Annotated in this window: 15 protein-coding genes and 1 pseudogene; 9 read left to right on the top strand and 7 right to left on the bottom strand. The window is 71.8% G+C overall.

Annotation, left to right across the window (positions count from 1 at the left end):
• Positions 1-175: 175 nt before the first annotated feature.
• On the top strand, positions 176-3,988 hold the full coding sequence (locus tag H299_RS36970; RefSeq protein ID WP_051262981.1) for a hypothetical protein: 3,813 nt from the start codon (positions 176-178) through the stop codon (positions 3,986-3,988).
• Between the two features lie 177 nt (positions 3,989-4,165).
• On the top strand, positions 4,166-5,137 hold the full coding sequence (locus H299_RS0129665) for a bifunctional riboflavin kinase/FAD synthetase (protein ID WP_027751395.1): 972 nt from the start codon (positions 4,166-4,168) through the stop codon (positions 5,135-5,137).
• Between the two features lie 144 nt (positions 5,138-5,281).
• On the opposite strand, the gene H299_RS36965 is transcribed toward H299_RS0129665, so the two are convergent.
• From H299_RS36965 to eccE, 3 genes are all read right to left on the bottom strand, one after another.
• Positions 5,282-8,368 (bottom strand): SCO5717 family growth-regulating ATPase, encoded by a 3,087-nt coding sequence (locus tag H299_RS36965; protein WP_051262980.1) that lies wholly within the window; start codon positions 8,366-8,368, stop codon positions 5,282-5,284.
• Positions 8,369-8,788: 420 nt separating this feature from the next.
• Positions 8,789-9,499 carry a hypothetical protein gene (locus tag H299_RS0129655; RefSeq protein WP_027751394.1) on the bottom strand — a complete coding sequence of 237 codons (711 nt, stop codon included), beginning with the start codon at positions 9,497-9,499 and terminating at the stop codon, positions 8,789-8,791.
• On the bottom strand, positions 9,499-10,827 hold the full coding sequence (eccE, locus tag H299_RS0129650; RefSeq protein ID WP_078513149.1) for a type VII secretion protein EccE: 1,329 nt from the start codon (positions 10,825-10,827) through the stop codon (positions 9,499-9,501). Before eccE ends, H299_RS0129655 begins: the two co-directional genes overlap by 1 nt.
• A 186-nt stretch (positions 10,828-11,013) precedes the next feature.
• On the opposite strand from eccE, the gene eccB reads away from it, so the two are divergent.
• The 7 genes from eccB (at position 11,014) to H299_RS0129610 (ending at position 18,686) form a co-directional block, all read left to right on the top strand.
• Positions 11,014-12,528, top strand: coding sequence for a type VII secretion protein EccB (gene eccB / locus H299_RS0129645; protein WP_027751392.1), 1,515 nt, complete (start codon positions 11,014-11,016; stop codon positions 12,526-12,528).
• Between the two features lie 142 nt (positions 12,529-12,670).
• Entirely contained in the window at positions 12,671-13,882 is a 1,212-nt protein-coding gene (mycP, locus tag H299_RS36960; protein WP_037761400.1) for a type VII secretion-associated serine protease mycosin, read from the top strand.
• Between the two features lie 324 nt (positions 13,883-14,206).
• Positions 14,207-14,680 carry a hypothetical protein gene (locus H299_RS36955; RefSeq protein WP_199782527.1) on the top strand — a complete coding sequence of 158 codons (474 nt, stop codon included), beginning with the start codon at positions 14,207-14,209 and terminating at the stop codon, positions 14,678-14,680.
• A gap of 18 nt (positions 14,681-14,698) precedes the next feature.
• The gene (locus H299_RS39770; protein WP_158692410.1) at positions 14,699-16,660 is read left to right on the top strand and encodes a hypothetical protein; all 1,962 of its coding nucleotides are present in this window, start codon (positions 14,699-14,701) and stop codon (positions 16,658-16,660) included.
• Between the two features lie 18 nt (positions 16,661-16,678).
• Positions 16,679-17,938 (top strand): S8 family serine peptidase, encoded by a 1,260-nt coding sequence (locus tag H299_RS0129620; RefSeq protein WP_027751390.1) that lies wholly within the window; start codon positions 16,679-16,681, stop codon positions 17,936-17,938.
• 79 nt (positions 17,939-18,017) lie between these two features.
• Positions 18,018-18,383, top strand: coding sequence for a WXG100 family type VII secretion target (locus tag H299_RS0129615; protein WP_027751389.1), 366 nt, complete (start codon positions 18,018-18,020; stop codon positions 18,381-18,383).
• Between the two features lie 15 nt (positions 18,384-18,398).
• Positions 18,399-18,686: a WXG100 family type VII secretion target gene (locus tag H299_RS0129610; RefSeq protein ID WP_037761397.1), complete on the top strand. Its 288-nt coding sequence runs from the start codon at positions 18,399-18,401 to the stop codon at positions 18,684-18,686.
• A 233-nt stretch (positions 18,687-18,919) separates the two neighbouring features.
• On the opposite strand, the pseudogene H299_RS36950 reads toward H299_RS0129610, so the two are convergent.
• The 4 genes and pseudogenes from H299_RS36950 to H299_RS0129590 form a co-directional block, all read right to left on the bottom strand.
• Positions 18,920-20,219: pseudogene (locus tag H299_RS36950) on the bottom strand (IS30 family transposase).
• A gap of 61 nt (positions 20,220-20,280) precedes the next feature.
• On the bottom strand, positions 20,281-20,511 hold the full coding sequence (locus H299_RS0129600) for a DUF397 domain-containing protein (RefSeq protein WP_027751386.1): 231 nt from the start codon (positions 20,509-20,511) through the stop codon (positions 20,281-20,283).
• A 60-nt stretch (positions 20,512-20,571) separates the two neighbouring features.
• Positions 20,572-20,907, bottom strand: a complete 336-nt coding sequence (locus tag H299_RS36945) for a hypothetical protein (protein ID WP_037761394.1) — start codon at positions 20,905-20,907, stop codon at positions 20,572-20,574.
• 4 nt (positions 20,908-20,911) lie between these two features.
• The gene (locus tag H299_RS0129590; protein ID WP_027751385.1) at positions 20,912-21,916 is read right to left on the bottom strand and encodes a hypothetical protein; all 1,005 of its coding nucleotides are present in this window, start codon (positions 21,914-21,916) and stop codon (positions 20,912-20,914) included.
• Between the last annotated feature and the right edge of the window lie 9 nt (positions 21,917-21,925).

Genomic DNA, 21,925 nt, shown 5'->3' with positions numbered 1-21,925 from the left:
CTTCGCCCCCCCCGGGGGTCGCTACCCGACCAGCGCCAAGGGATTCACCCAGTCGGCCGGGCGCTCGGAGTGAAGCGGGGCGCAGTGGGGGCGTGTTGGTCCCGCGAACTGTCCCCACTGATCGTTTCCGTCCTACCGTCAGAGCACGGGGCGGGTGTACGGGAGGGTTCAGGCGATGGCTGCGGTGCGCGCGGAGACCGCGCTGGCGCGGATCTGCGACCTGGCGGGACGGCCGCGCGGTACCGCCTTCGCGGCCGACGGGCTGGGCACGCTGATCACCAGTCACGAGGCCGTCGACGGGCTCAGCCGGGTCGTCGTGCACGCGGCGGGCGGGCAGACCTGTCTCGCCGAGGCCGAGCACATCGTTCCGTTGCCCGAATGGGATCTCGCCCTGGTGAGCACCACCGGGCTCACACTGCCCCCGTTGGTCGTGGGTGCGCGGCGCACGCCGCCCGCGGGCACCCCCGTACGGCTGTGGGACGGCCACTGGGTGGAGGCACGGACCGCGGGCGGTGCTGCGGTGACCTACACCTCCACCGAGCGCTACCACCCGCTGGACGGGGTGCTCGCGCTGGATCTCCCGCCCGCCTCCGCCGCCCGACTGCGCCTGAGCCGGCGGGTCTCGGGCACCCCGGTCCTGGATGTCGAGACCGGCGCCGTGCTGGCCGTGCTGGGCACGGCGCTGCACGCGCCCCGCGACGGCGGGGCGGCGGTGTTCGCGGTCCCGCCGCACCTGGCGGGTCTGCCCGATCCCGAGGGCCCGGTGGCGCGGCTGCTGCGGCGTAACGGCGCGGTGGCACCGGGGTTCGGCCCTGATCTCAACCTCGCGGGCGCGCTGCAGGTGACCGCCATCTCCGTGGGCCCGCCGCCGCGAGGGCGGGTACGTCCGGTGGCCCGGCCCGAGATCTCGGAGGAACTGCGCCGGTTCGGGGCGAGCGGCGTCTCCGTCGCCGCGCTGGTCGGCGCCCCAGGCACGGGACGTACGACGGAGCTGGCGGCGTACGCGGAGCGCCGTGCGCGAGGCGTGGCCCCGGCGCCGACCGTGTGGCTGCGCGGCGCGGAACTGCGCGAGGGCGACGACGGTGTGCGTGCCGCGGTGGGGCGCGCGCTGGCGGAGGCAGGGCGCGTCGTGCTGGCCTCGGCCGCCGCGCGGCACGACGCCGTGGCTCCGGTGCCAGTCCCGGTGCCGGACGCGGAGCCTCTGAGGGAGGCGGCCCCCCGGGGTGCCGCGAAGGAGCCGTTCGGCTGCCGGTTCGGTGACCTGCCCACCGTCGGGGACCCGCGCGCGGTCGATCCCGATGTGGTGGCCCGGCTGGCGCGACAGGCCGGGCGGGCACTCCTGGTCGTGCTGGACGCGCCGGAGGAGATGCCGCCCGGCCTCGCGCACCGGCTGCGGCGGTGGGCCGCGGGTACGTCGAGCTGGCTGCGGGCCTCGGGCGCCAGGATGGTCACCGCCTGCCGTCCCGAGTTCTGGGAGCAGGCGGGCGCGTTCTTCCCGCAGGGCATGCTGTACGCCCCCGGTGTTCGCGCGGGCTCGGAGGACGCGGCGTTCCCCCCGGAGCGGGGCGCCGGGACCGCCCCGCTGCTGCCGGCCTGCGTACGGATCGGCGACCTTCCGCCGGGCCAGGCCGCCCGGGCACGGGAACGCTACCGCCTGCCGGCGCACGTACTCGCCCCGGCGGACGCCGGGCATCCGCTGACACTGCGGATGCTCGCCGAAGTGCGGGAGGCCCAGGGACAGGCGACCGGAGACGAGGCCGCGGTGGGCACCGTGGCCGCTTCCGGGCCGCTCCCGGCGTCCGGGGCCTGCCCCGACGAGTGGCCGGGCGGGGCCGCACTCCCGCTCCGCGCCGAGGTCGCACCCGGCAGGCCGGAGATCTTCTCCGCCTACCTGGATCTCACCGCTCTCCGCATCGCCGTGCGGCTCGCCGGCCCCGACGGCGGAGCCCCGCCCTCCAACGGCTCGGTACGGCGCCTCGCCGCACGGGTCGCCGGTCAGCTGCACGAGGCCGCGCGGCACTGCCTGGGGCCGGGACAGGGACAGTTGGACCGCGCCACCTTCGAGCAGGTCTTCCCCTGGGGCGGCGGCTGGGCCTCGTCGGTCCTGGCGGAGGGAGTGCTCGCCCCTGCGGGCGACGGGTACCGCTTCGTGGACGAGGAGTTCGGCGACTGGCTCCAGGGCACGCACCTCCAGTTGGACGTCGCCCTCGCGGCGCTGCTGCGCCGGCCGGGGGAGCGCGCGGGCGCCGACGGGGCGGAGAGCGTACCGGTGCCGCGGCACCGGATCGGCCCCGTCGTCCAGGCGCTGCTGCTGTGTGCCGTCCGTGAGGGCCCGGCGGGTCTGGCGCGCCGTCTGCGTCAGCTGATCGGGGCTCTGCCCGTTCCGCCCACCAGCGCCGCCCAAGCCCCGACCTTCCGCGGCGACGCCGCCGAACGGGGCGCGCCCGCCGATGCCGTGTCCGTCCCCGAGCCCCGTTCCGCGGCGGCGGAGGACGCCCCCGAGTGTCCGGAACGGGCCTGGTGGGCGGCGCACCTGCTGGGGGAGACGCTGCTTCGTGTCCCCGACGCAGAACCGTATGCGGGCGTGCTCCGCGCCCTGGCGGAGCACGTCGCGGCGCTGGGGGGCCGCAGGGGCCTCGGACCACCGTTCTGGCAGCGGCTGCCGCTGGGCGCCGCCGCCCGGGCCGAACTGCTGCACCGCCTGCTCCCCGCGGACCCGCCCCACCGTGCAGGCGCCGGTGCGGACGGTCGCTACCTGGATGTCCTCGGCACGCTGCTGGCCACCGACCCACGTACGGTCCAGCCCCTGCTGTGCTCCTGGTTCGCCGACGAACGCCCCTTGCGCGGGCACTTCCCGAACCCGTCCGACGACCGCCCCGTACGGCGCGGTGTCGCCCCCGTCGGGAGGCCCACCGTCGCGGATGCGGTCCTGGCTCTCCTGCACACCCACCGTGCGCAGGACACCGACACCCTGCTCGAGACGCTGGCCGCCACCGAGCATCCCCGCGCCGCGGAACTCCTCGCCGAACTCGCCGAGGACGAGCCGTCCGCCTCCTGCCGGGCCGCCGCCCGCTGGGCCCGGGACTCGCGCATGGAGCTCCGCCGGGCCGCCGCCGTGTACGGACTTCGAGCCGCACGTCACACGGAGCGGGACGCGGATCGCGATCTGCTGCGCACCGCCGCGCTCCAACTGCTGAGCCGTCCCGCCGACCGTGTGCTCCACGGACACGCGCTGGCCCTGCTCGTACGGGACCCCGTGCGCCGTGCGCGACACCTGGACGAGGCTCTCGCACACTTCACCGACTCCGGCTCGCCGCAGCTCGCGAGCGCGCTCGGTACCGCGCTGGCGACCCACCCAGAGCCGGTCCTGGCCGCGTTCCGCGCGCGGCTGCACCACCGGGAGGCCCGGCCGACCGAGGCGTTGCGCGCTCTGGCGGAGGCACCCGGAGCGGGCCCCGTACGCCGCGCGGCGGGCCTGGTGCGGGAGTTCGCGGAGCGGTGGCCCCGGAGCACCGGCGAAGACGTCGCCGCCTTCGTCGTCCGCAGGCTCGCGGCGGCGCCTGCCGCGCGCGGCGTGCTCCATCCCTTGGTGGACGAATTGCTGCGGGCCCGCCCCGCCTCCGCGCGGGTGCCGCTGGCACGGGTGCTGGGAGTAGCCCGAGGCGTGCCCGGTGAGCAACTGCGCGGCGTGCTGGAGGCAGGTGAGAGCGATCCGGCCGTGCTGGTCGAAGTGCTGGACGCAGCCGTGCGGCACGGTGCCGCGGCGGACGGTGCGGAGACCGTGCGCCGTATCGGCCTGCTGGTGGTGCGTACGCCCCAGGGGGAGAAGCTTCTCGACGAGCGGCTGGCGGTCCTGGCGCGTACGGCCCCGGGCTTCGCCGCCCGGCTGCGCGCCTGGGCGGAGGACGACCCGGAGGTATGGGCCGCTCTGCTCGGGCCGGGCGCCCGGCGGGCCTGCTCCACACCGGCCGGAGCCTCCGGAGCGTAGCCGCCCCCTGCTGCCGGGTGCCGCCGTCCATGGCCCGGCTTCGCCCCTCTGAAGGCCACGCCAGCGGCCCCGTCCGCCGCGCGGGAGCGTAACCCCGGGTCTGGTGCGGGCGGCAGGCCCGGCCATGGCACCCTTGGACCGGCACCGTCACCTAGGTATCGGCGAGGAGCAGACAGAGTGCAGCGCTGGCGTGGTTTGGAGGACATCCCCGAGGGCTGGGGGCGCAGCGTCGTCACCATCGGTTCGTACGACGGAGTGCACCGCGGGCACCAGTTGATCATCGGGAAGGCGGTGGAGCGGGCCCGGGAGATGAAGGTACCCACGGTCGTGGTGACCTTCGATCCGCACCCGAGCGAGGTCGTGCGCCCAGGCAGCCACCCCCCGCTGCTGGCACCGCACCATCGGCGTGCCGAACTCATGGCCGCCCTCGGAGTGGACGCCGTCCTCGTGCTCCCCTTCACGTCCGAGTTCTCCCAGCTCTCGCCCGCCGACTTCGTCGCCAAGGTCCTGGTCGACAGGCTGCACGCGTGTGCCGTCGTCGAGGGGCCGAGCTTCCGCTTCGGGCACCGTGCGGCGGGCAACGTCGGCACACTGGCCGAACTCGGTGCCACCTACGACTACGAGGTCCTGGTCATCGACCTCTACGAGCGCGGCGAGGCGGGCACCGGAGAGCCTTTCTCCTCGACGCTCGCTCGGCGGCTCATCAGCGAGGGGGAGGTGCGCGGCGCCGCCGAGGTCCTCGGCCGTCCGCACCGGGTCGAGGGGGTCGTCGTACGCGGTGCCCAGCGTGGCCGGGAACTCGGTTTCCCTACCGCCAACGTGGAGACACTGCCCCATACCGCCGTTCCGGCGGACGGCGTGTACGCGGGCTGGCTGACGGCGGACGGCGAGGTGATGCCCGCCGCGATCTCGGTGGGCACAAACCCGCAGTTCGACGGGGTCGACCGCACGGTGGAGGCGTACGCCATCGACCGGGTCGACCTCGACCTCTACGGACTTCACGTCGCGGTCGACTTCCTGGCTTACCTCCGAGGCCAGGAGAAGTTCGACACGCTCGACGCGCTGCTGGCGCGCATGTCCGAGGACGTCCGGCAGTGCCGTGAGCTCATCGCCGATGCCGATGCTGCCCCGGACGGCGCGACGTCCTAGCCACACGTGGACGAAGGACAGCGCGCGCCGCGTTGACCGTCCCTCACCAGCCCGGTGGCGGCCACGGTGCGTCGCCTCCCCGGGCGCCCCGGGTGAGCGAGGCGACCGGGCGGCGGGTTCGCAGGACTCGCCACGGCCCTGCGCTCACCGTGGTGGCTGCTGCGGCCAGCCGCCGCCCTGCTGCGGGTAGGCCTGCGGGGGCCCCGCCGGGGACTGCTGCTGAGGCGGCTGTGCGTACGGCTGGCCGGGATACGGCTGCTGCCCTTGGTGCCCCTGGTGAGCGGGCGCGTAGCCCTGCCCCGGCATCGGGGGAGCGAGCTGCGGAGGCGGGTTGCCGTCCGCGGTCCACAGCCCCTGCTCCTGCTGCGCGCGCGAGAAGTCCTCGGCAATCATCGCCGAGAGGTTGAAGTACGCCTCGCGGGTCTTCGGGCGCATCATGTCCAGATCCAACTCGGCGCCGGCAGAGAGGTGTTCGTCGAAGGGAACGGTCACGACGCCCCGGCACCGGGTCTCGAAGTGCGACACGATGTCCTCGACTTTGATCATCTTCCCCGTCTCCCGCACCCCCGAGATGACGGTGATGCTGCGCTGTACGAGGTCGCTGTAGCCGTGTGCGGAGAGCCAGTCGAGGGTGGTGCTCGCGCTGCTGGCGCCGTCGACCGACGGCGTGGAGATGATGATCAACTGGTCCGCCAGGTCCAGTACTCCGCGCATCGCGGAGTACAGGAGTCCGGTGCCCGAGTCGGTGAGGATGATCGGGTACTGCTTGCCGAGAATGTCGATGACCCGGCGGTAGTCGTCGTCGTTGAAGGTCGTCGAGACGGCCGGGTCCACGTCGTTCGCCAGGATCTCCAAGCCGGAGGGCGTCTGCGAGGTGAACCGCCGGATGTCCATGTAGCTGTTGAGGTACGGGATAGCCGTGACCAGATCCCGGATCGTCGCCCCCGTCTCGCGCCGTACGCGGCGGCCCAGAGTGCCCGCGTCCGGGTTCGCGTCGATGGCGATGACCTTGTCCTGGCGCTCGATCGCGAGAGTGGAGCCGAGCGCGGTCGTGGTCGTCGTCTTGCCCACGCCGCCCTTCAGACTGATCACCGCGATCCGGTAGCAGGACAGCACCGGCGTACGGATCAGCTCCAGCTTGCGCTGCCGCTCGGCCTCCTCCTTCTTGCCGCCGATCCTGAAGCGTGAACCGCTGCGGCCCGGGTTCTGCGAACGCGGCTTCCGCTTGCCGCTGAGCAGCCGGTCCGAGGACAGCTCCACCGCTGCGGTGTATCCCAGGGGCGAGCCGCCGTGCGCCGTACGGCGCGGGTCCTGCGGAGCCTGGGGCTGGCCCGGCAGCTGTGGCGGTGCCGCCTGGGCGGGGGCAGGCCCGGGATGATGCGCCGCCGGAGCGGCTGCTGCCGGGTCCTGCGGCGCGCCGGGAAGCGCGGGGCGCCCACCGCCGTCGGCCGGGAGGGGAGGGAAGGCCCCGGTCTGCCCCGGGCGGTGCGCCGCGTAGGGATCGGGATAGGCGGCGGGCTGGGCACCGTACGGTGCGGGCGCGGGCGGTAGGGGCCCTGAGGGCGCCTGACCGGAGTGCGGTCCCTGTCCTGCGGCGGGGGAAGGGGCTGGGGGCCGGCCCTGCACCTGGCCGGGCGGCAGCGGCTGGGGGAAGCCGTAACCACCGGGCTGCACGGGGTGGTTCGGCTGATGCGGTGCGGGCGCGCCCGGCTGCGGCCGAGGCTGCTGCGGCTGGGCGGCGGGCTGCGGCTGTGCCTGTCCGGGCTGCTGCGGGTAGCCGTAGCCCGCCCCGTACGGCGTCGGCGGGGCGCCGGTCGCCTGCTGGGGCGCGCCGTACCCGCCCTGCGGCATCGCCGGGGGGAGCGGGGTGCCAGAGCCCGGCAGCGTGCCGTGTCCGCCCGTCGGCTGTGCGGGCACGCCGGGAGCCGGCCGGGAGGCGGGGGCACCGGCGTCCACCGGAGCCGAGGGGCCCGCACCCTGTGCGGGCGGCCCTCCGAACCCGGGCGGTCCGTGGGGCGGCCCGCCGTACGGACCCGGCGTGGCCGGAGCCGACTGGGGAGTCGGCTCGCCGGCGGCGGGCCAGGGCGACGCCGCGTGAGACGGAGAGGCCGGTGTTTCGCCGGCCGGGGCCGGGTCGGCGGGCTGGAAGTGCGGGGGCAGCGGCGGGAGTCCGCGCGGCGGCGTGCCCGTACCGGTCGCGGACGTCGGCCACGGAGCGGCCTGCTGCGGCGTGGCGGACAGCGGATGCGGTGGCGGTGTGTCCCGGGGCTCGGAGACGTCACCGGGCGCCCCGTCCGGCGCCCCGTACGGTGCGGAACCCGCCGGAACGGCGTCCCACGGAGCGGCCTGCGCGGAAGCGGGCTGGGCAGGTACGGCGTCACGAGGTTCGCTGGTGCTGCCCTCGCCGACCGCCGCAGCGCCATCCGACCCGCCGTCCGCGGCGGAGACGCTCTCCGCCGCGGTGGGCGACGGTTCGGCAGCGGGTGGACGCGACGGCTCCGACCACGCTGAGTCAGGCTCCGCGGCGCGCGGCTCGGCACCCGACGGCCCTTCGTCGCCGCCGTCCGTTCCCGCTGCTCCGTCCGTTGCTGCTGCTCCGTCAGTGCCCGCGGACCGGTCGGACTGCGCCTCGCTCCGGTAGCGGGCGATCTCACTGCGCAGGTCGGCGGCGGAGAACCGCATGGTCGCCCCGCTGTCCCCGCTCTCCGACGCGCCCGCGGCCATCGCTTCGGCGTGCGGAGTCCGGTCGGCGGCGTCCCGTCCGTCCGAGGGATCGCCGTCAGGCACGTCCGCCGACCTCGCCCCCTCGGCTCCGCCCACGGCGCGCTCGTCGTCCCAGGCGTCGTCCCCGGACATGTCCTGGCCGGCTTTCCGCTCGTCCGCGGCGACCGGGGCGTCCGCGGCCGCCTCCGGCTGCGGCTGGTGCTGTGGCAGCGGGGCTTGGCCAGGGGCCTGGTCCACGTACGGCACGGAGCCTGCGCCCGGTGTGGCGACCGCTTCGCCCGTCGGCGGCGCGAGCGGATAGGCCACCGCTCCCGCGCCGTCCGCTCCCGCCCCGTCCGCCGCCGCGCCCTGGGGCGCAGCGTCCTGCGTGTACCAGGCAGGCGGGGTGTAGTCGATGGTGAACTGGCCGGTGGTCTCCGTCTCGTGCTCGGACTCGGCCTCCGTGTCGAGCCGCTCAGAGTCGGGCGTGGTCCCGCCGACGCGGATCTCGTCCCGATCGCTGCTCACAAGTCCTCCTGCTGCTGTGGTCGTACACCCCGGTTTGCGGCTGCGCGTACCGACCAGAGTAATCATCGCCACGCAGGTTGCGACGACGGTCCCGTCCCCGCTCTGCGGTAGAACCCCGCCATCCGGTTCCACTGGCCCCAGGCAGCAATTCCGTCTCGGAGCGCGGTGTACGGGGTCGGCCGTCGCACCCCCGTGCGCCGCGGCTCCGTCCCGTCCAGGTCGGGCGGACGGCGGCCGATCCGGCCCGCCGCCACTCCGCCGACACGCCTCCTGTATGCCACCCGTACACGGGCATAGTAGTTGCCGCGCGACGGCCTCAGCCACGACGTGCCGTCACTCGCCCACTCGCCCACAGGACCGCGGCAACCAGCCAAGAGCACGGCGGCCCAGGGTGCCGCGGACGCGCGCGGGCCCGCCCGCTCAGTCCAGCCGGCGCGCGGTGCCCAGCAGCCCTGACTCCGCGTCGGTCGGCTGGGTCATCGAGTAGTGCCGGTCCCGACGGGTGCACCACAGGGTGACGCCCTCGCCCAGAGTGGACAACGCCTCCACATCCGCGGGCGGCAGGGACATCACCCGGCCGATCTGCTTCGCCTCGTCCGGTGACACCCGCTGAACGCCTACCAGCGCCGCGCCGCGCAGCAGCCGCGGTGCCACGGGGCTCAGATACGGCAGCAGCGTCAGCACCGACTGCCACGGCGCCGCCGCGACCCGCCCCCGGGGCGGGCGCATCCCGCAGTCGCGGATGACCAGCACCGGACTGCCCACCGTCGGCCCCAACGGCGGTACCCGCCCTACCTCGTGCAGCGTGATGCACTCCAGCCCGCCGCCCGCCGCCTGCGCCAGGTTCGTCCACACCTGTGGCCGGCCTGTCTCCACTGCGACGCGCGCGCCCGTGCCCGCCGTACGCAGCGCCAGCACCTGCGCCGTCCAGAGCCCGCCCACCAACACCACGTCGTAGGGCGTCGGATGGTGGAAGCCCAGCACCTGCGGGCGGCCCTCCCCGTCGCTGCCGATCACGACGCCGTCGTCCCCGATGGGCAGCGACAGCGCGCCCAGCTGGTCTACCGGCAGCGCGTGGTGCGCGCGGCGCGGTCCGCGCAGCCCCTGGAGGTATCCCAGCCCGGCCGCCATCAGCGGGCACCGCCCAACGGCAGTGTCGCCAGCACTCCGGGGAGTTGCTCGCGGTCCAGCCGGACCAGCCCGACCTTCGCGCTCCGCGAGGAGCGCTCCAGATGGTGCCGTGCGGCGGTCAGTTCAGTGTCCGTACGCCCCGTCACCCGTACATGGCCGGTGACCGACACGGACCGGCGCCGTACGCCGCGCGCGACGGTCAGGCTGAAGGTCGTGGTGAGCGCCGGCACGGACGTCAACAGCGACACCAGACGGGGCAGCGGTGTCGCTGCCCGCCCCAGTTCCGGCCAGCGGCCCACCGCGTACGTGGTGTGCAGCCGGTCGTCGCAGCGCCAGGTCCGCGACGTCTCCGCCGTACGCCGCACGAGAGGCGCGTCGGGCTGGCTCGCCCGCGCGGTGGCGAGGGGGTTCACGCAGGCGGAGGTGGCCACTGCCGAGATCAGCTCCTCTTCGTTGAGGACGCTGGCGCGGAAGCCCGCCCCCGTGATCCGGCTCGCCAGCTGGTCGGCCGCCCGCAGCAGGCACTTCTGCGCCCCCTGGAGCCCGCCGCCACGCGCCTCGACCGCCTCCCGGCACAGCTCGGGGTCCAGCTTCAGCGCCACCCACGTCAGCCGCAGTGCCGGCGAGCCGGTCTGCTCCTGGAGCGGGGCGTAGCTGCGGCGTGCCACCGCCTGCTCCGGCAGATGCGGCGCCGGGGCGGGCTGCACGTGCTGGACGAGCTGCGCCGACTCGAGTCGTATCCCGTCCATCTCCAGCGCGTCGTGCAGCAGCCCCAGCGGCAGCGCGCGCGCACCGAAGGCGGGCCGCAGCGCGGTGACTCCCGCCTCGACGCGTACGACGGCGCTGACGAAGCTGCCGTCACCGATCATCCCGACCGTGCGCCGGTCGCGGTCCACGAACGCGTACGTGCGCAGCCCCGGTACGCACTCCGCCGCCGGTGCCAGGCTCGCGTCGACCCGCTCGGTCAGCGGCCCGGCCAGCTGCCTCCGGCGGGCGCGCAGTGCCAGCACCGTGGCCATCCAGTCCCGTACCGACCGCTGGTGGCGGCGCAGGACCGCGAACAGCACCAGCACCGCGGCGACCGCGCCGGCCGGGACGAGCATCAACTCGTCGATGGCGGCACCGACCACCAGCGCCGTGAGTGCCAGCTCGATCAGTACGAGCTGTTGCAGTTGGAACGGCCCGAGGCGGCTTGTGCGCGACTCGGTTCGCAGCACGGTGGACGCGGGTGTACGGGGCCGCGAGCCGTTCGCACCGGCCCCGGGGCCGCCGGGCCCAGGCGTACCGGAGCGAGCTGCGGAACCCCGGGCGCGCGTGGCAGTTCCCATCGCCGCAAAGCCCCCTCATATCCGAATTCGCCCCAGTAATTCACGGGACGCTGGCCGGGCGATCACCCTACCGGAGCAGCGGAGGAGGACCGTCAACGGGCATAGTAGGGGCCGGTCAGACAATCGGCATCTGTGGCAGTGTTCCCGGGGACGCTGGAGCCGGCCAGTGGGGAGAAGCAACAAGACATGGCATCACGGCGGGACGAGCTCAACGCCTACACCTTCGCGAAGAAGCGGCTGCTGGCTGCATTCCTCCAGCCCACGCCGAGCGGTACCGAGGAGGGCGCGCCGCGCCCGCTGCGGGCCGTGGTGCCGGGGCTGATCATCGGAGTGGTGATCATGGCGGCGTTCGGCGCCTGGGGAATGTTCAAGCCCAAGGCACCCGAGGGCTGGGACGAGCCCAACCAGAAGGTGATCATCGGCAGCGACTCGACCACGCGGTACGTCGTCCTCGTCACCGACGACAAGAAGCAGCTGCACCCCGTGCTGAACCTCGCCTCCGCCAAACTCCTCCTGGACCCCGACAAGTTCGAGATCGTCAAGGTCGACGAGAAGACCCTCGACAACGGCGACATACCGCACGGCGCCACTCTCGGCATCCCCTACGCTCCCGACCGGCTGCCCGACGCGGGCGAGGCGTCCGAGGCGAAGCGCTGGGCCGTGTGCACCCAGCCGGGAGCCAACGGCGAGTCCTCGCAGAAGGCCGCCTTCGTCCTGGCGGACCGTGAGAAGGACAAGGTCGAGGGCAAGAACCGGCTGCGCCGCGGCGACATCATGTACGTGGAGGGCCCCGGCGCCCGGCTCTACGTCATCGACAAGAGCGGCACCGCGTACCCGATCGCCCGCGACCCCAACCTTCTGCTCAACGTGGTCGGCAAGACCAGGAACGAGCCCCAGCGGGTCACCGAGGACTGGCTGAAGACCTTCAAGAAGGGCGACACCATCCAGTTCCCGACGGTCGAGCGCATCGGCGACCCGGCAGGTGCGCCGGGGAATCTGGATGCTAATGCGAACAAGATCGGTACGGTGCTCAAGGCGGAGACGGGTGACGGCCCACAGCACTACGTGGTGCTGGAGCGGCAGGTGCGGCCGGTCACCGACTTCATGGCGAAACTGCTGCTCAACAGTGAGGAATCCGTCCCGCTCGGACAGCACGGCAAGCCGACGGCCGTGAACTCGGGAGCCATCTCGCCCAGCAACGACATCTACGGCGGCACCCTCAAGTGGCCCGAGCACGAGGCGGAGACGGTCAACAAGTCCGACGGCGACCGCGGCACGCTGTGCAACGTGCTGCGCGACGTGGACAAGGGCAAGGGCACCACCAAGCTCAGCACCTGGGCAGGCGGCGACTACCCCGCCGCCCTGCCCAACGGCGCCACCAGCGCCTACGTCACCCCCGGTTCGGGGCTGCTCTTCCGCCAGATCAAGGGCCAGGACACGAAGTCCGGCGGTGTCTTCCTGGTGACCGACACGGGGCTGCGCTACGCGGTGCAGGGGAACACCGACAGCGGCACGGACGAGTCCGAGATCGGGACGGACGGCAAGAAGCGGGAGGAGTCGCAAGGGGAGGGGAACGCCGCGCAACTCCGCCTCGGCTTCAAGGACGCCACCCCGGTGCCGGTGCCCGCCGCGTGGTCGCAGTTCCTGCCGACCGGTCCACGGCTGAGCACCAACGCGGCCAAGCAGCCGCAGGGTTCCTGAACGGCGGGGGAGGACGCACACGATGACTCAGCGACGTACCAGCGGGGCGCGAGGGCAGGGCCGGGCAGGCCGAACCGAGGTCCCCCCGGGCGGCGTTCGGGGCCCGAACCCGAGCCGGGTCCGCGGGTGGGCCGCGCTTCCGGTGGCCGGTGCGGTGGCCCTCGCGGGTCTGACCGGACTCGCGGGTGCGGCCTGGGCGCCCCCGGCCGCCGCGGAGGGCGGCCAGTGCACCTTCCCGGCCAAGCCGTTCGAGGGACTGCCCTGGTCGCTCAAACGAGTGCTCCTCGACCAGCTCTGGCAGACCACCCAGGGGCAGGGTGTCCGAGTCGCCGTCATCGACACCGGCGTGGACGTGAAGCACCCGCAGCTCAAGGACGCGGTCGACACCAAGCGCGGCAAGAACCTGCTGCCCAAGAAGCGCAAGAAGGACAAGTACGGCCAAGCCCCGGAACGGGGCAAGGAGAACGGCACCACCGACGTGATCGGCCACGGCACCAAAGTGGCCGGGATCATCGCCGCCCGCCCCAGCGACAAGACCGGATTCGTTGGGATCGCTCCCAAGGCCACCGTCATCCCCATCCAGCAGAACGACGCGGAGGGCAGCGGTACGGCCGGCACCCTCGCCACCTCCATCGACTACGCGGTCGAGGCGGGCGCCGACGTCATCAACATCTCGCAGGACACGGCTGAGGCGCTCAAGCCCGAGTCCGACCTCAAGCGCGCGGTCGACGAGGCGCTCGCGGCCGACGTCGTCATCGTCGCCTCCGCGGGCAATGACGGGCTGGGCGGCAACGTGAAGGAGACCTACCCCGCCTCGTACCCGGGCGTGCTGGCGGTGGCCTCCTCGGACCGCAACAACGAGCGGGCCCCGTTCTCCCAGTCCGGTGATTTCGTGGGCATCGCGGCGCCCGGCGTCGACATGATCTCCACCGTCCCCGGGGGCGGCCACTGCGCGGACAACGGCACGAGCTTCTCCGCCCCGTACGTCGCGGGCGTGGCGGCGTTGCTGCGCGCCGAACACCCCGACTGGAAGCAGCACCAGATCGTCGCCCAGCTCGAGCAGACGGCCGAGCGTTCGATCAGCGGGCGGGACCGGCACGTGGGCTGGGGGGTCATCGACCCGGTGCGTGCCCTCACCGAGGACGACCGGCCCATCGACAAGCCGGTGGCGCGTGAGGGGGTCAGCAAGGCCAAGGAGCCGACCCCGGCCAAGCTCCAGCTCGGTGAGTCCACCCAGGAACGCAACGAACGTCTCGGCACGTACGTCGTGGTGGGCGGCGGAGCGCTGGTGGGGGTCCTCGGCGGAGGCTCGCTGGTCTACCGGGACTGGCGCCGTCGCAGCGTGGCACGTTAGCGGTCGGGGGCGGCCGCGGCAGTACGGCGCCCGCGGGAGGTCATCGTGACACAATCCTTACGTCGATCCGGCGACCGGGGCAAAGCGCCCACGAAGCCCGCCGTGAAGCTTTGTGTCGCACGGATGTCGACAGGATGATTCCTTCCTGTTGCAGAGCGCGGGTTGACAGCGGCGCCCTCCCCAGCCCCCTGGGGGGTCGGGCTCAGGTGGCTCAAGTTATCTCTTGTGGTTTGCAGTTGGAACAACAGTGCGCAGTGGCTAGAGTGTTTCCTGAACATCAGCACGAGAACTGCGATGGGCGAAGCGGGCGGAGGGGGAGGCTTGATGAGGGCGCCGATGTATGGCGGGGTTCCCGCGAAGGACCTCAAGGTCGAGGCCGAGTCACTCAAGACGTTCAAGACGCGGGTGGACGGCATCCTCACGGAGCTGGAGACGTCGGCCGCCTCCAAGGGCAAGGTCTCGGCCCAGGACGTGCCCCGCAGTTCGTTCGGCGGCAACTTCAACGAAGCCGACGCTCTCTTCAAGCAGTACAACCGCGTGCACACGCTCCTCACGACGCTCTCGCAGACCCTGAGTGACCAGATCGAGGCCATGGGCATCGCCGTCCTGGGCGCGAAGGTCGGCTTCGACAACCTCGACGACGACCACAAGCGCCGCTTCTGGGAGATCCAGACGCGTGCCGAGGAGCGGTACGAGGGACAGCGGCGGGACCGCGACGAGCGCCGGCTCGAGGAGAAGGAACGTCTCGGCGAAGGCCCAGGTAAGGCAACCGACGACCGTACCGGTGACTTCGACTAGCCGGGGGAGGTAGCGCATATGAGTGAGAACGAGCAGGCGACTCCGGACGCGGTCGCTCATGCACAGGTCCTCATCACCGACCTGCGGAGAAAACTCTCGCCGTTCTTCGGCGGAGGTTTCGGCGACAACAAGACGACGGCCTTCAGCAAGACGGCGTTCGACGGGTTCGACCTGAACTCCATGGTCGACATGGTCGACGACTCCAAGCCCAGCGACCTGGAAGCGGTGGGCGACGCGCTGGCCGCCGCCGCCACCAAGATCGAGCAGGTGGGCGAGGACCTCAAGACCCATATCGGGAACGTCGACTGGGACGGCGAGGCCGGTACCGCCTTTCGCCGCTGGGGCGGCGACATGGCCAAGAACACCCTGAAGCTGGGCACGTTCACCACCGGGGCCAGCATCCAGATCAAGGCGGCCGGGCTCGGCCTGGCGATGGTCAAGAGCTCCATGCCGCCCCGGGAGGGTGGTGGCGTCGGCCCGAAGGTCGCCGCGATCCCGGAGAAAGAGCGCAAGGGCAACAACCAGGACTTCGTGAAGGCGGCGAAGGCTGATGCCACGAAGCGGGAGGAGACCCGCCAAGAGGCCATCATCCAGATGAACAAGCTCAGCTCGTACTACCAGGTGTCGCACGACACGATGTACGCGCAGGAGGAGCCGATGTTCAAGCCGCTGCAGGGTAAAGACATCGGCATGCCACCGGCGCCTCCTGGATGGAGGAAGGTAGCCCCGGAGAGCGGCGGAACGTATGCCGCGGCTGGAGGGCCGGGTGCCGGATTCGGCGCCGCTTCGGTCCCGTCCGGCGGTGGTCCTGGCGGTGGCGGTGGTGCGGACTTCACCGGTCCCGGTGCTGTGACTCCCGCGCCTCTCCCGCCTGCGCCGGGTACCGCCCTGCCAGACGCTTCGGCGACGCCTCTGCCCGGTTCCGCGCTGCCGCCCGACCACCAGGTGGGGACGGAGATCGACAGCATCACGCAAACGGCTCCGCCCGTGGACCAGACGGTCAACAGGCCGACGGTTCCGCCGGTGGTAAATCCCGGGACGCCGCCGCCCAGCCCGGTCATCGGCCCGGTCGGCTACCCGAACACCGGGCCCCCTCGGACGCCCAGTCCGGTGGTCCCCAGGAATCTCCCCGGGCCCAGGCCGGTTGGTCCGGGTGCGCCGATTGCTGGTCGTCCGCCGGTTGGTCCGGGTGCGCCGATTGCTGGTCGTCCGCCGGTTGGTCCGGGTGCGCCGATTGCTGGTCGTCCGCCGGTTGGTCCGGGTGCGCCGATTGCTGGTCGTCCGCCGGTTGGTCCGGGTGCGCCGATTGCTGGTCGTCCGCCGGTTGGTCCGGGTGCGCCGATTGCTGGTCGTCCGCCGGTTGGTCCGGGTGCGCCGATCGCCGGTCGCCCGCCGGTTGGTCCGATGGTGCCGAGCACCGGTCGAACCTCGTCGCCGATGGGTCCGCCCATGGGGCGCCCGCCCGTGATGGGGACGCCCATCCCTCCGTCACGCACGAGCACGGCTGCCCCGCCGGTGGGCCGTCCGCCGAGCATCGTCGGCGGTACACCGAGCCGCAACAGCCCCAACTCGGCCACCGCGCCCCGCATCCCGCACGGCACCGTCATCGGCGGCGAGCACCCGATGGGTCGTCCTCCGATGGGCGGCATGGGTATGGGCCCCGCCGGTATGGCGTCACCGCCGTCGAGAAGGACGGGCGGAAGCCAGGACGGTCGGCTCGTCTCTACGCCGGGTGGTGTCGTGGGGACTCCGCGTACCGGTGCCCACCATCGCGCCCGGCGCGCATTCACGCCCGGTGGAACCGGATTGCTGCGAGGCTCCGGTGCCGGACGGAACGACATCGGGACGATTTCGCGTGGTGACTCACGGAGCGGCGGAGGCTCAGAGCGCAGAGGAACGCGGCAGCCCGACTACCTGGATGAGGCACGCGACTTGCGGACGACCGGGCGACGTCACAGCGTGCCCTCGGTCGTCGAGTAGCCCGGCGAGAGAGCAGGTATGACTGCGACGATTCAGCGCGCGGGGGGAGCCTCGCGGTCAGTGCGTTCGGGCTGCGTGCTTCCCGTGCTGGCCGCCTTCGCGGCATGGAGTGTGTGTCTCGTGGGCTTGGCTCCACCTGCGGCTGCCGAGGACATGCGTTCCCGGCAGTGGTATCTGGAAGCCATGCAGGCGGAGAAGATGTGGCGCGTGAGCAAGGGGGAGGGAGTCAAAGTCGCCGTGCTCGACACCGGGGTGAGGGAGACCTCTTCTCTGCGGGGGCAGGTCCTGCCCGGCAAGGACGTGTCAACCCTTCCGGGTGAAGCGTCGGACGACTACGACGGCCACGGCACCACGATGGCGGAGCTGATCGCGGGTACTGGGGAGGGAGGCGGCCTGAAAGGCCTTGCTCCTGGTGCTGAGATCATCCCTATCCGTACCTATTTGATGGACTACAAGCATCCTGACGCCCCGAAGGAAGGCAACCTTCACAAAGCAATCCGCGCGGCGGCGGACAGTGATGCCAAGATCATCAACATGTCCGTCGGTGGATTTATCGCTGACGGGTATCTGGATGACGCAGTGAAGTACGCGGCCAGCAAGGGCAAGCTGATGTTCGCGGCCACCGGGAACTCCGGCGACAAGAAGAACCAGGTCGAATATCCGGCCGCCTATCCCGAGGTGGCCGGGGTGGCTTCGGTGGACCGCTCTGCCGAGGTGGTGAAAACCTCCACCAGCGGCCGACACGTCACGCTGTCTTCGCCGGGAGACGACATCCCGGGCTGGTGTGACGAGAACTTCGCGAGCTACTGTCGCAGCGGTGGTACGTCCAGCGCCACTGCGATCGCCTCCGCCTCCGCCGCGCTCATCTGGTCCGAGCACCCCGACTGGACCGCCAACCAGGTGCTCCGGGTCATGATCGAAACCGCCGGCAGGGCCGACAAGAAGGCCCACGGCCGCAGTGACTTCATCGGATACGGGACAGTCCGCCCGAGCCGCGTCCTGCTCAAGGGCGAGGGCAACCCGGGCCCCGCCGGGGGGAGTCCGCTCGTCGAGGGGGACTCGGAACCATCGACGGCCCCTTCTCCGTCTCCCTCCACCAGGAAGGAAGACGGCGAAAACGGGGAACCCGGCGAGAAGAACACGGCTGAGAAGACGGATGCCGCGGACGCCACCGATTCGGGTGACGACAGCAACCTCTTGCCCATTGTCGGAACGGGCGCTGGAGTGGCCGTTCTGGTAGTTGGCGCCTTCGCTTACCTGCGACTGCGCCGGAGATAGCAGGTGTCGTCCGACGTCGGCTTTCCGGCTCGGCAGCAGGCACCGGCATACGAGCAACATCCACTGAAGGAGGAACACCATGGCTGAGGGCGGCGGAAGCGGTCTCCAGACACATGATGATGATCTCAAGACGCTCATCGGTGATGTGCAGCGGATGCAGCAGACCCTGAAGAGCAAGATCAGCAACCTGAACGCGGTCGTGGACGCGATCGAGGTCGCGTGGCAGGGCGAGGGGCACAAGTCCTTCGACCGCACGCAGCGCAAGGCGAACGAGTACGCCCAGACTCTGGACCGCAAGCTCCAGATGATGGAAGAGGCGCTCCAGATGAGCAAGGACGGTTTCACCGCCGAAGAGCTCAATCAGATCGAGACCTTCAACAAGGTGGAGAACACCAGCCCGATCGCCGACTTCAGCGGCGTCGGCACCGCGCCCACCGCCAGGTAGTAGGACAGGAGAGACATGACCATCAAGATCACGTATCACACCGTCACCTCGGCGGCGGACGACATCCAGAGCGCCGCGACGACGCTCCAGGGTGAGCTGGAGGCCCTGGACGCCCGGGTGAGGAAGGTCGTGGCGACCTGGGACGGTGAAGCGCAGCTCGCCTTCAACGGCAAGCACAAGGGCTGGGGCTCCAACGTCACCGGGCTGACTCAGACCCTCACGGCGCTCTCCCAGGCTGTGCACGGCGCGGCCAGCGGCTACCAGCGAACGGACCGGAAGGGTGCCATGCTGTTCGACTTCTGAGCCTTCCGCCCTCGCGAGGGCATCGGCTTGGGTCAAGTGGCCCACCCGCAGACCGCGTTCCTCAGTCCAAGTGCCCGACGCACGCCGCGTCGGGTACTTGGACTGAGTGGTGTCAGGGGCGCGTCCAGCCGAAGCGGCCCGGTGCCCCACGGCCGCCGCGGCGTGCCGCGTGGGGCCCCGCTCGGCGGCGGGGCGGCGGATTCTAGGGATGGTCGCAATACGTGGTCGGTTGATCAGGCCGCGAGCAGTTTAGACAGGCGCTCGGCTGGGGTTTCCCAGCCGAGTGTTTTGCGTGGGCGGCCGTTGAGCTGGGCGGCGACGGCGTCGAGGTGCTCTCGGGTGTGGACGGACAGGTCGGTGCCCTTGGGGAAGTACTGGCGGAGCAGGCCGTTGGTGTTTTCGTTCGAGCCGCGCTGCCAGGGGCTGGCCGGGTCGCGGAAGTAGACGGGGATGTCCGTGGCGAGGGTGAAGCTGCGGTGGGCGGCCATCTCTGCGCCCTGGTCCCAGGTCAAGGACCGTTTCAGGTGCTGCGGGAGCCTCTGCGCGGTCTCCGTCAGGGGCATCGCTGACGCTGGCTGCGGTGTGGTCGGTGGGCAGGTGCAGAAGCATCACGTAGCAGGTGCTGCGTTCGACGAGGGTGCCGATCGCCGAGCCGCTGTCCTTGCCGATGATCAGGTCGCCCTCCCGGTGGCCGGGCACGGCCCGGTCGTCCGCTTCGGCGGGCCGCTCACTGATCATGACCATGGGATCGGTGAAGCGGGGCTGGCGGCAGTTGGCCTGGCGGTGTGGCCTGCGCCGGGCGCGTCCGCTGCGCAGGGCGCCCGCCAGTTCCCGCCGTAGCTGGCCGCGTCCTTGCACGTAGAGCGCCTGGTGGACCGTTTCGTGGACCACGTGCATCTCCGGCCGGTCGGGGAACTGTCTGCGCAGAGCGTGACAGATCTGCTCCGGGCTCCACCGCTCGTCCAGGCCCGCCTGGACGGCGTCCCGCAGTTCGGGGTTCTGGCTGTTCTTCCGAGGTTTCGGCTGTGGCCTGCGGCCATCGGCGCGGGCCTGGGCGGCGAACGGCCGGTAGTGCCACTGCTTGCGGGGGCCGTTGGTTCGGTTGCGCCGGATCTCCCGGCTGATGGTGGAAGGACTGCGGTCCAGTTCGGCGGCTGTCGACCGGATGGACGCCTTCTCCCGGAGCCGGTCAGCGATGTGGATGCGCTCGCGCTCCGACAGATAGCGCGAGCGCACTTCCACGGACACAGGTACGGCTGCGGGCACCGCGTCCTGGAGAACGGGTGCCCGCTTGGTGTAGACGCGCTCCTGATCGGGGCGGAGCGTCGCCTGGGCCGCCGGCGGTCTGAGCCGCTGAGGGTCCCACCGGCCGTTGCGCCACTCACGGCCGGTGCGCTCGTTCACACCGACCGCTGCGGACGCTTCCTTGTTGGTGTATCCCGCCTTCACGAGCCGGAAGTATTCCTCCCGCTCAGCGTGGAGCTTCCGGGGCCCATGGGCCACCGTCCTGCCCTCACGGATCTCGAAGTCCATCGCACCCCTTGAGCTGGGGTGTTGCGACGACTACTAGAACCCAAGGGCCCACGCGCGGGGCTCACTTGAGGTCGAACTCGCCGTCCCGCGCACCGAGTACGAACGCGCGCCACTCGGCTTCGGTGTAGCGCAGCACCGTGTTCGGGTCCTTGGAGTTGCGCATGGCGACGGCGCCGCCCGCCAGATGCGCGATCTCGACCTTCTCCTCCTCGGGCCCGCCGGGAGCGCTCTCCCACACGGCGTCCGAGATGTCCATGGCGTACAGCTCGGCCTTCTCCTGCTCGCTGGCCACTGGCGGGTGTTCCCTTCGTCGAGAGCGGCGAGGCGCTTCCCCGCACGCCGCACGCGCAGCCTATCCCCGCCGGTGTCCACGCGACCACGGTCTGACGTTCTCTCCCTCGCCGGGTCGGCGCTTCGCGTAGTCGAGGTCGCAGGCGAGGGTCACCAGGACGCCCGCCGCGCCGATCGTCAACTGTCCGACGGCGGTGAGCAGTCCACCGCCGCCGGAGAGGGTGCGCAGGGCGCCCGCGACACCGCCGACCGCGAAGGCCACCCCGAGGACGAGCACGCGGCTGCCCCGTGGCCTGCACCACCCGCACCCGCGCAGTACGGTGCGGGCCTTCGCCTGCGCTGTGGCGGCGGACGGCTTCCGCCGTACGGCGGGCGGACCGTGCTTCGCGTGGGACACGGAGCTAGTACTTCCGGTTCAGCGGCCCCGGAGCCACGGTGCGGCTGTGCTTCTCCTTGACCGCGGGGTCGCTCGCGGGCGTGTACAGGTAGTCGACGATGGTGGCCGGAATGGAGACCGGGGCCCCGAATATCTTGACGCCCACCTTCCCGACCACATTCAGAAATGAAGGCTTCCGGTGCCTTCCGCCGCAGCCCCGGTACCTCTCCAGTCCTTTGCTGGCATTTCCGCCGACGATCGCCGGGGCTCCGCCGAGCGCGTACGTCCACGCGTCGCTGGAATTCCCCCGCATGGCGGCGGACCCGCCGTTGATGAAGGGCCGGTAACTCAGGAACTCTGCCACCGGTTTCACGGTACCGCTGCCGAACGGCTCGGAATTGGTCCGGGTCCGCACCGACGGCTCTTCCTCCGCGGCCTCCAGTTGCCAGTTCCGGCTGTGCCGCGCCTCTTTGAGGGAGGAATAGTAGTCGCCGTTGAATCCCTTGCGGTACTGGTTGACGTCCTGCCCCAACGCCCATTTCAGCGCGCTGTCCGCGGCTCTGGCGCTGCTGACCGCCTCCCGGGTGCTCGCGCGGTACGACGCGATGCTCTCCTGGTAGGACTTCACCAGTTGCGCGTGATGCTGCGGCTCCACCTTGTCCGGGTCGACGTAGACCGACCCCTCCTGCGTGTTGACGCTCAGGTGCACATGGCCGCTGATCTCGGTTTCGATGTCGTCGAGGACCCTCTTCGCCGCCCGGAACGCCTTGAGCGCGCCGGCCAGCAGCCCGTGTACGGCGGTCGCCTCCAGCGCCGCGTCGGTGAACTGCTCGCGTACGCCGGTGAACCTGCCGAACGCCACCTCGGCCGCGTCCCCCGCCCAGCGCGAGTCGCGCAGCCCCTTGGTCACCTCCGTGTCGAAGGTCGTCCGCACCTGCTGGAACTTTCCGGGCAGCGTGCACCACGCGTCGACCGCCGCGGAGAGGCCGCTGAGGTCGGCGTTCTTGACATGGGTGTACTCCGGTGCCATGACGGCCTC

This window comes from Streptomyces sp. CNH287, from assembly GCF_000424825.1.
Note: the sequence above shows the minus strand (reverse complement) of the source record. Positions and strands in the feature narration are given on the sequence as shown.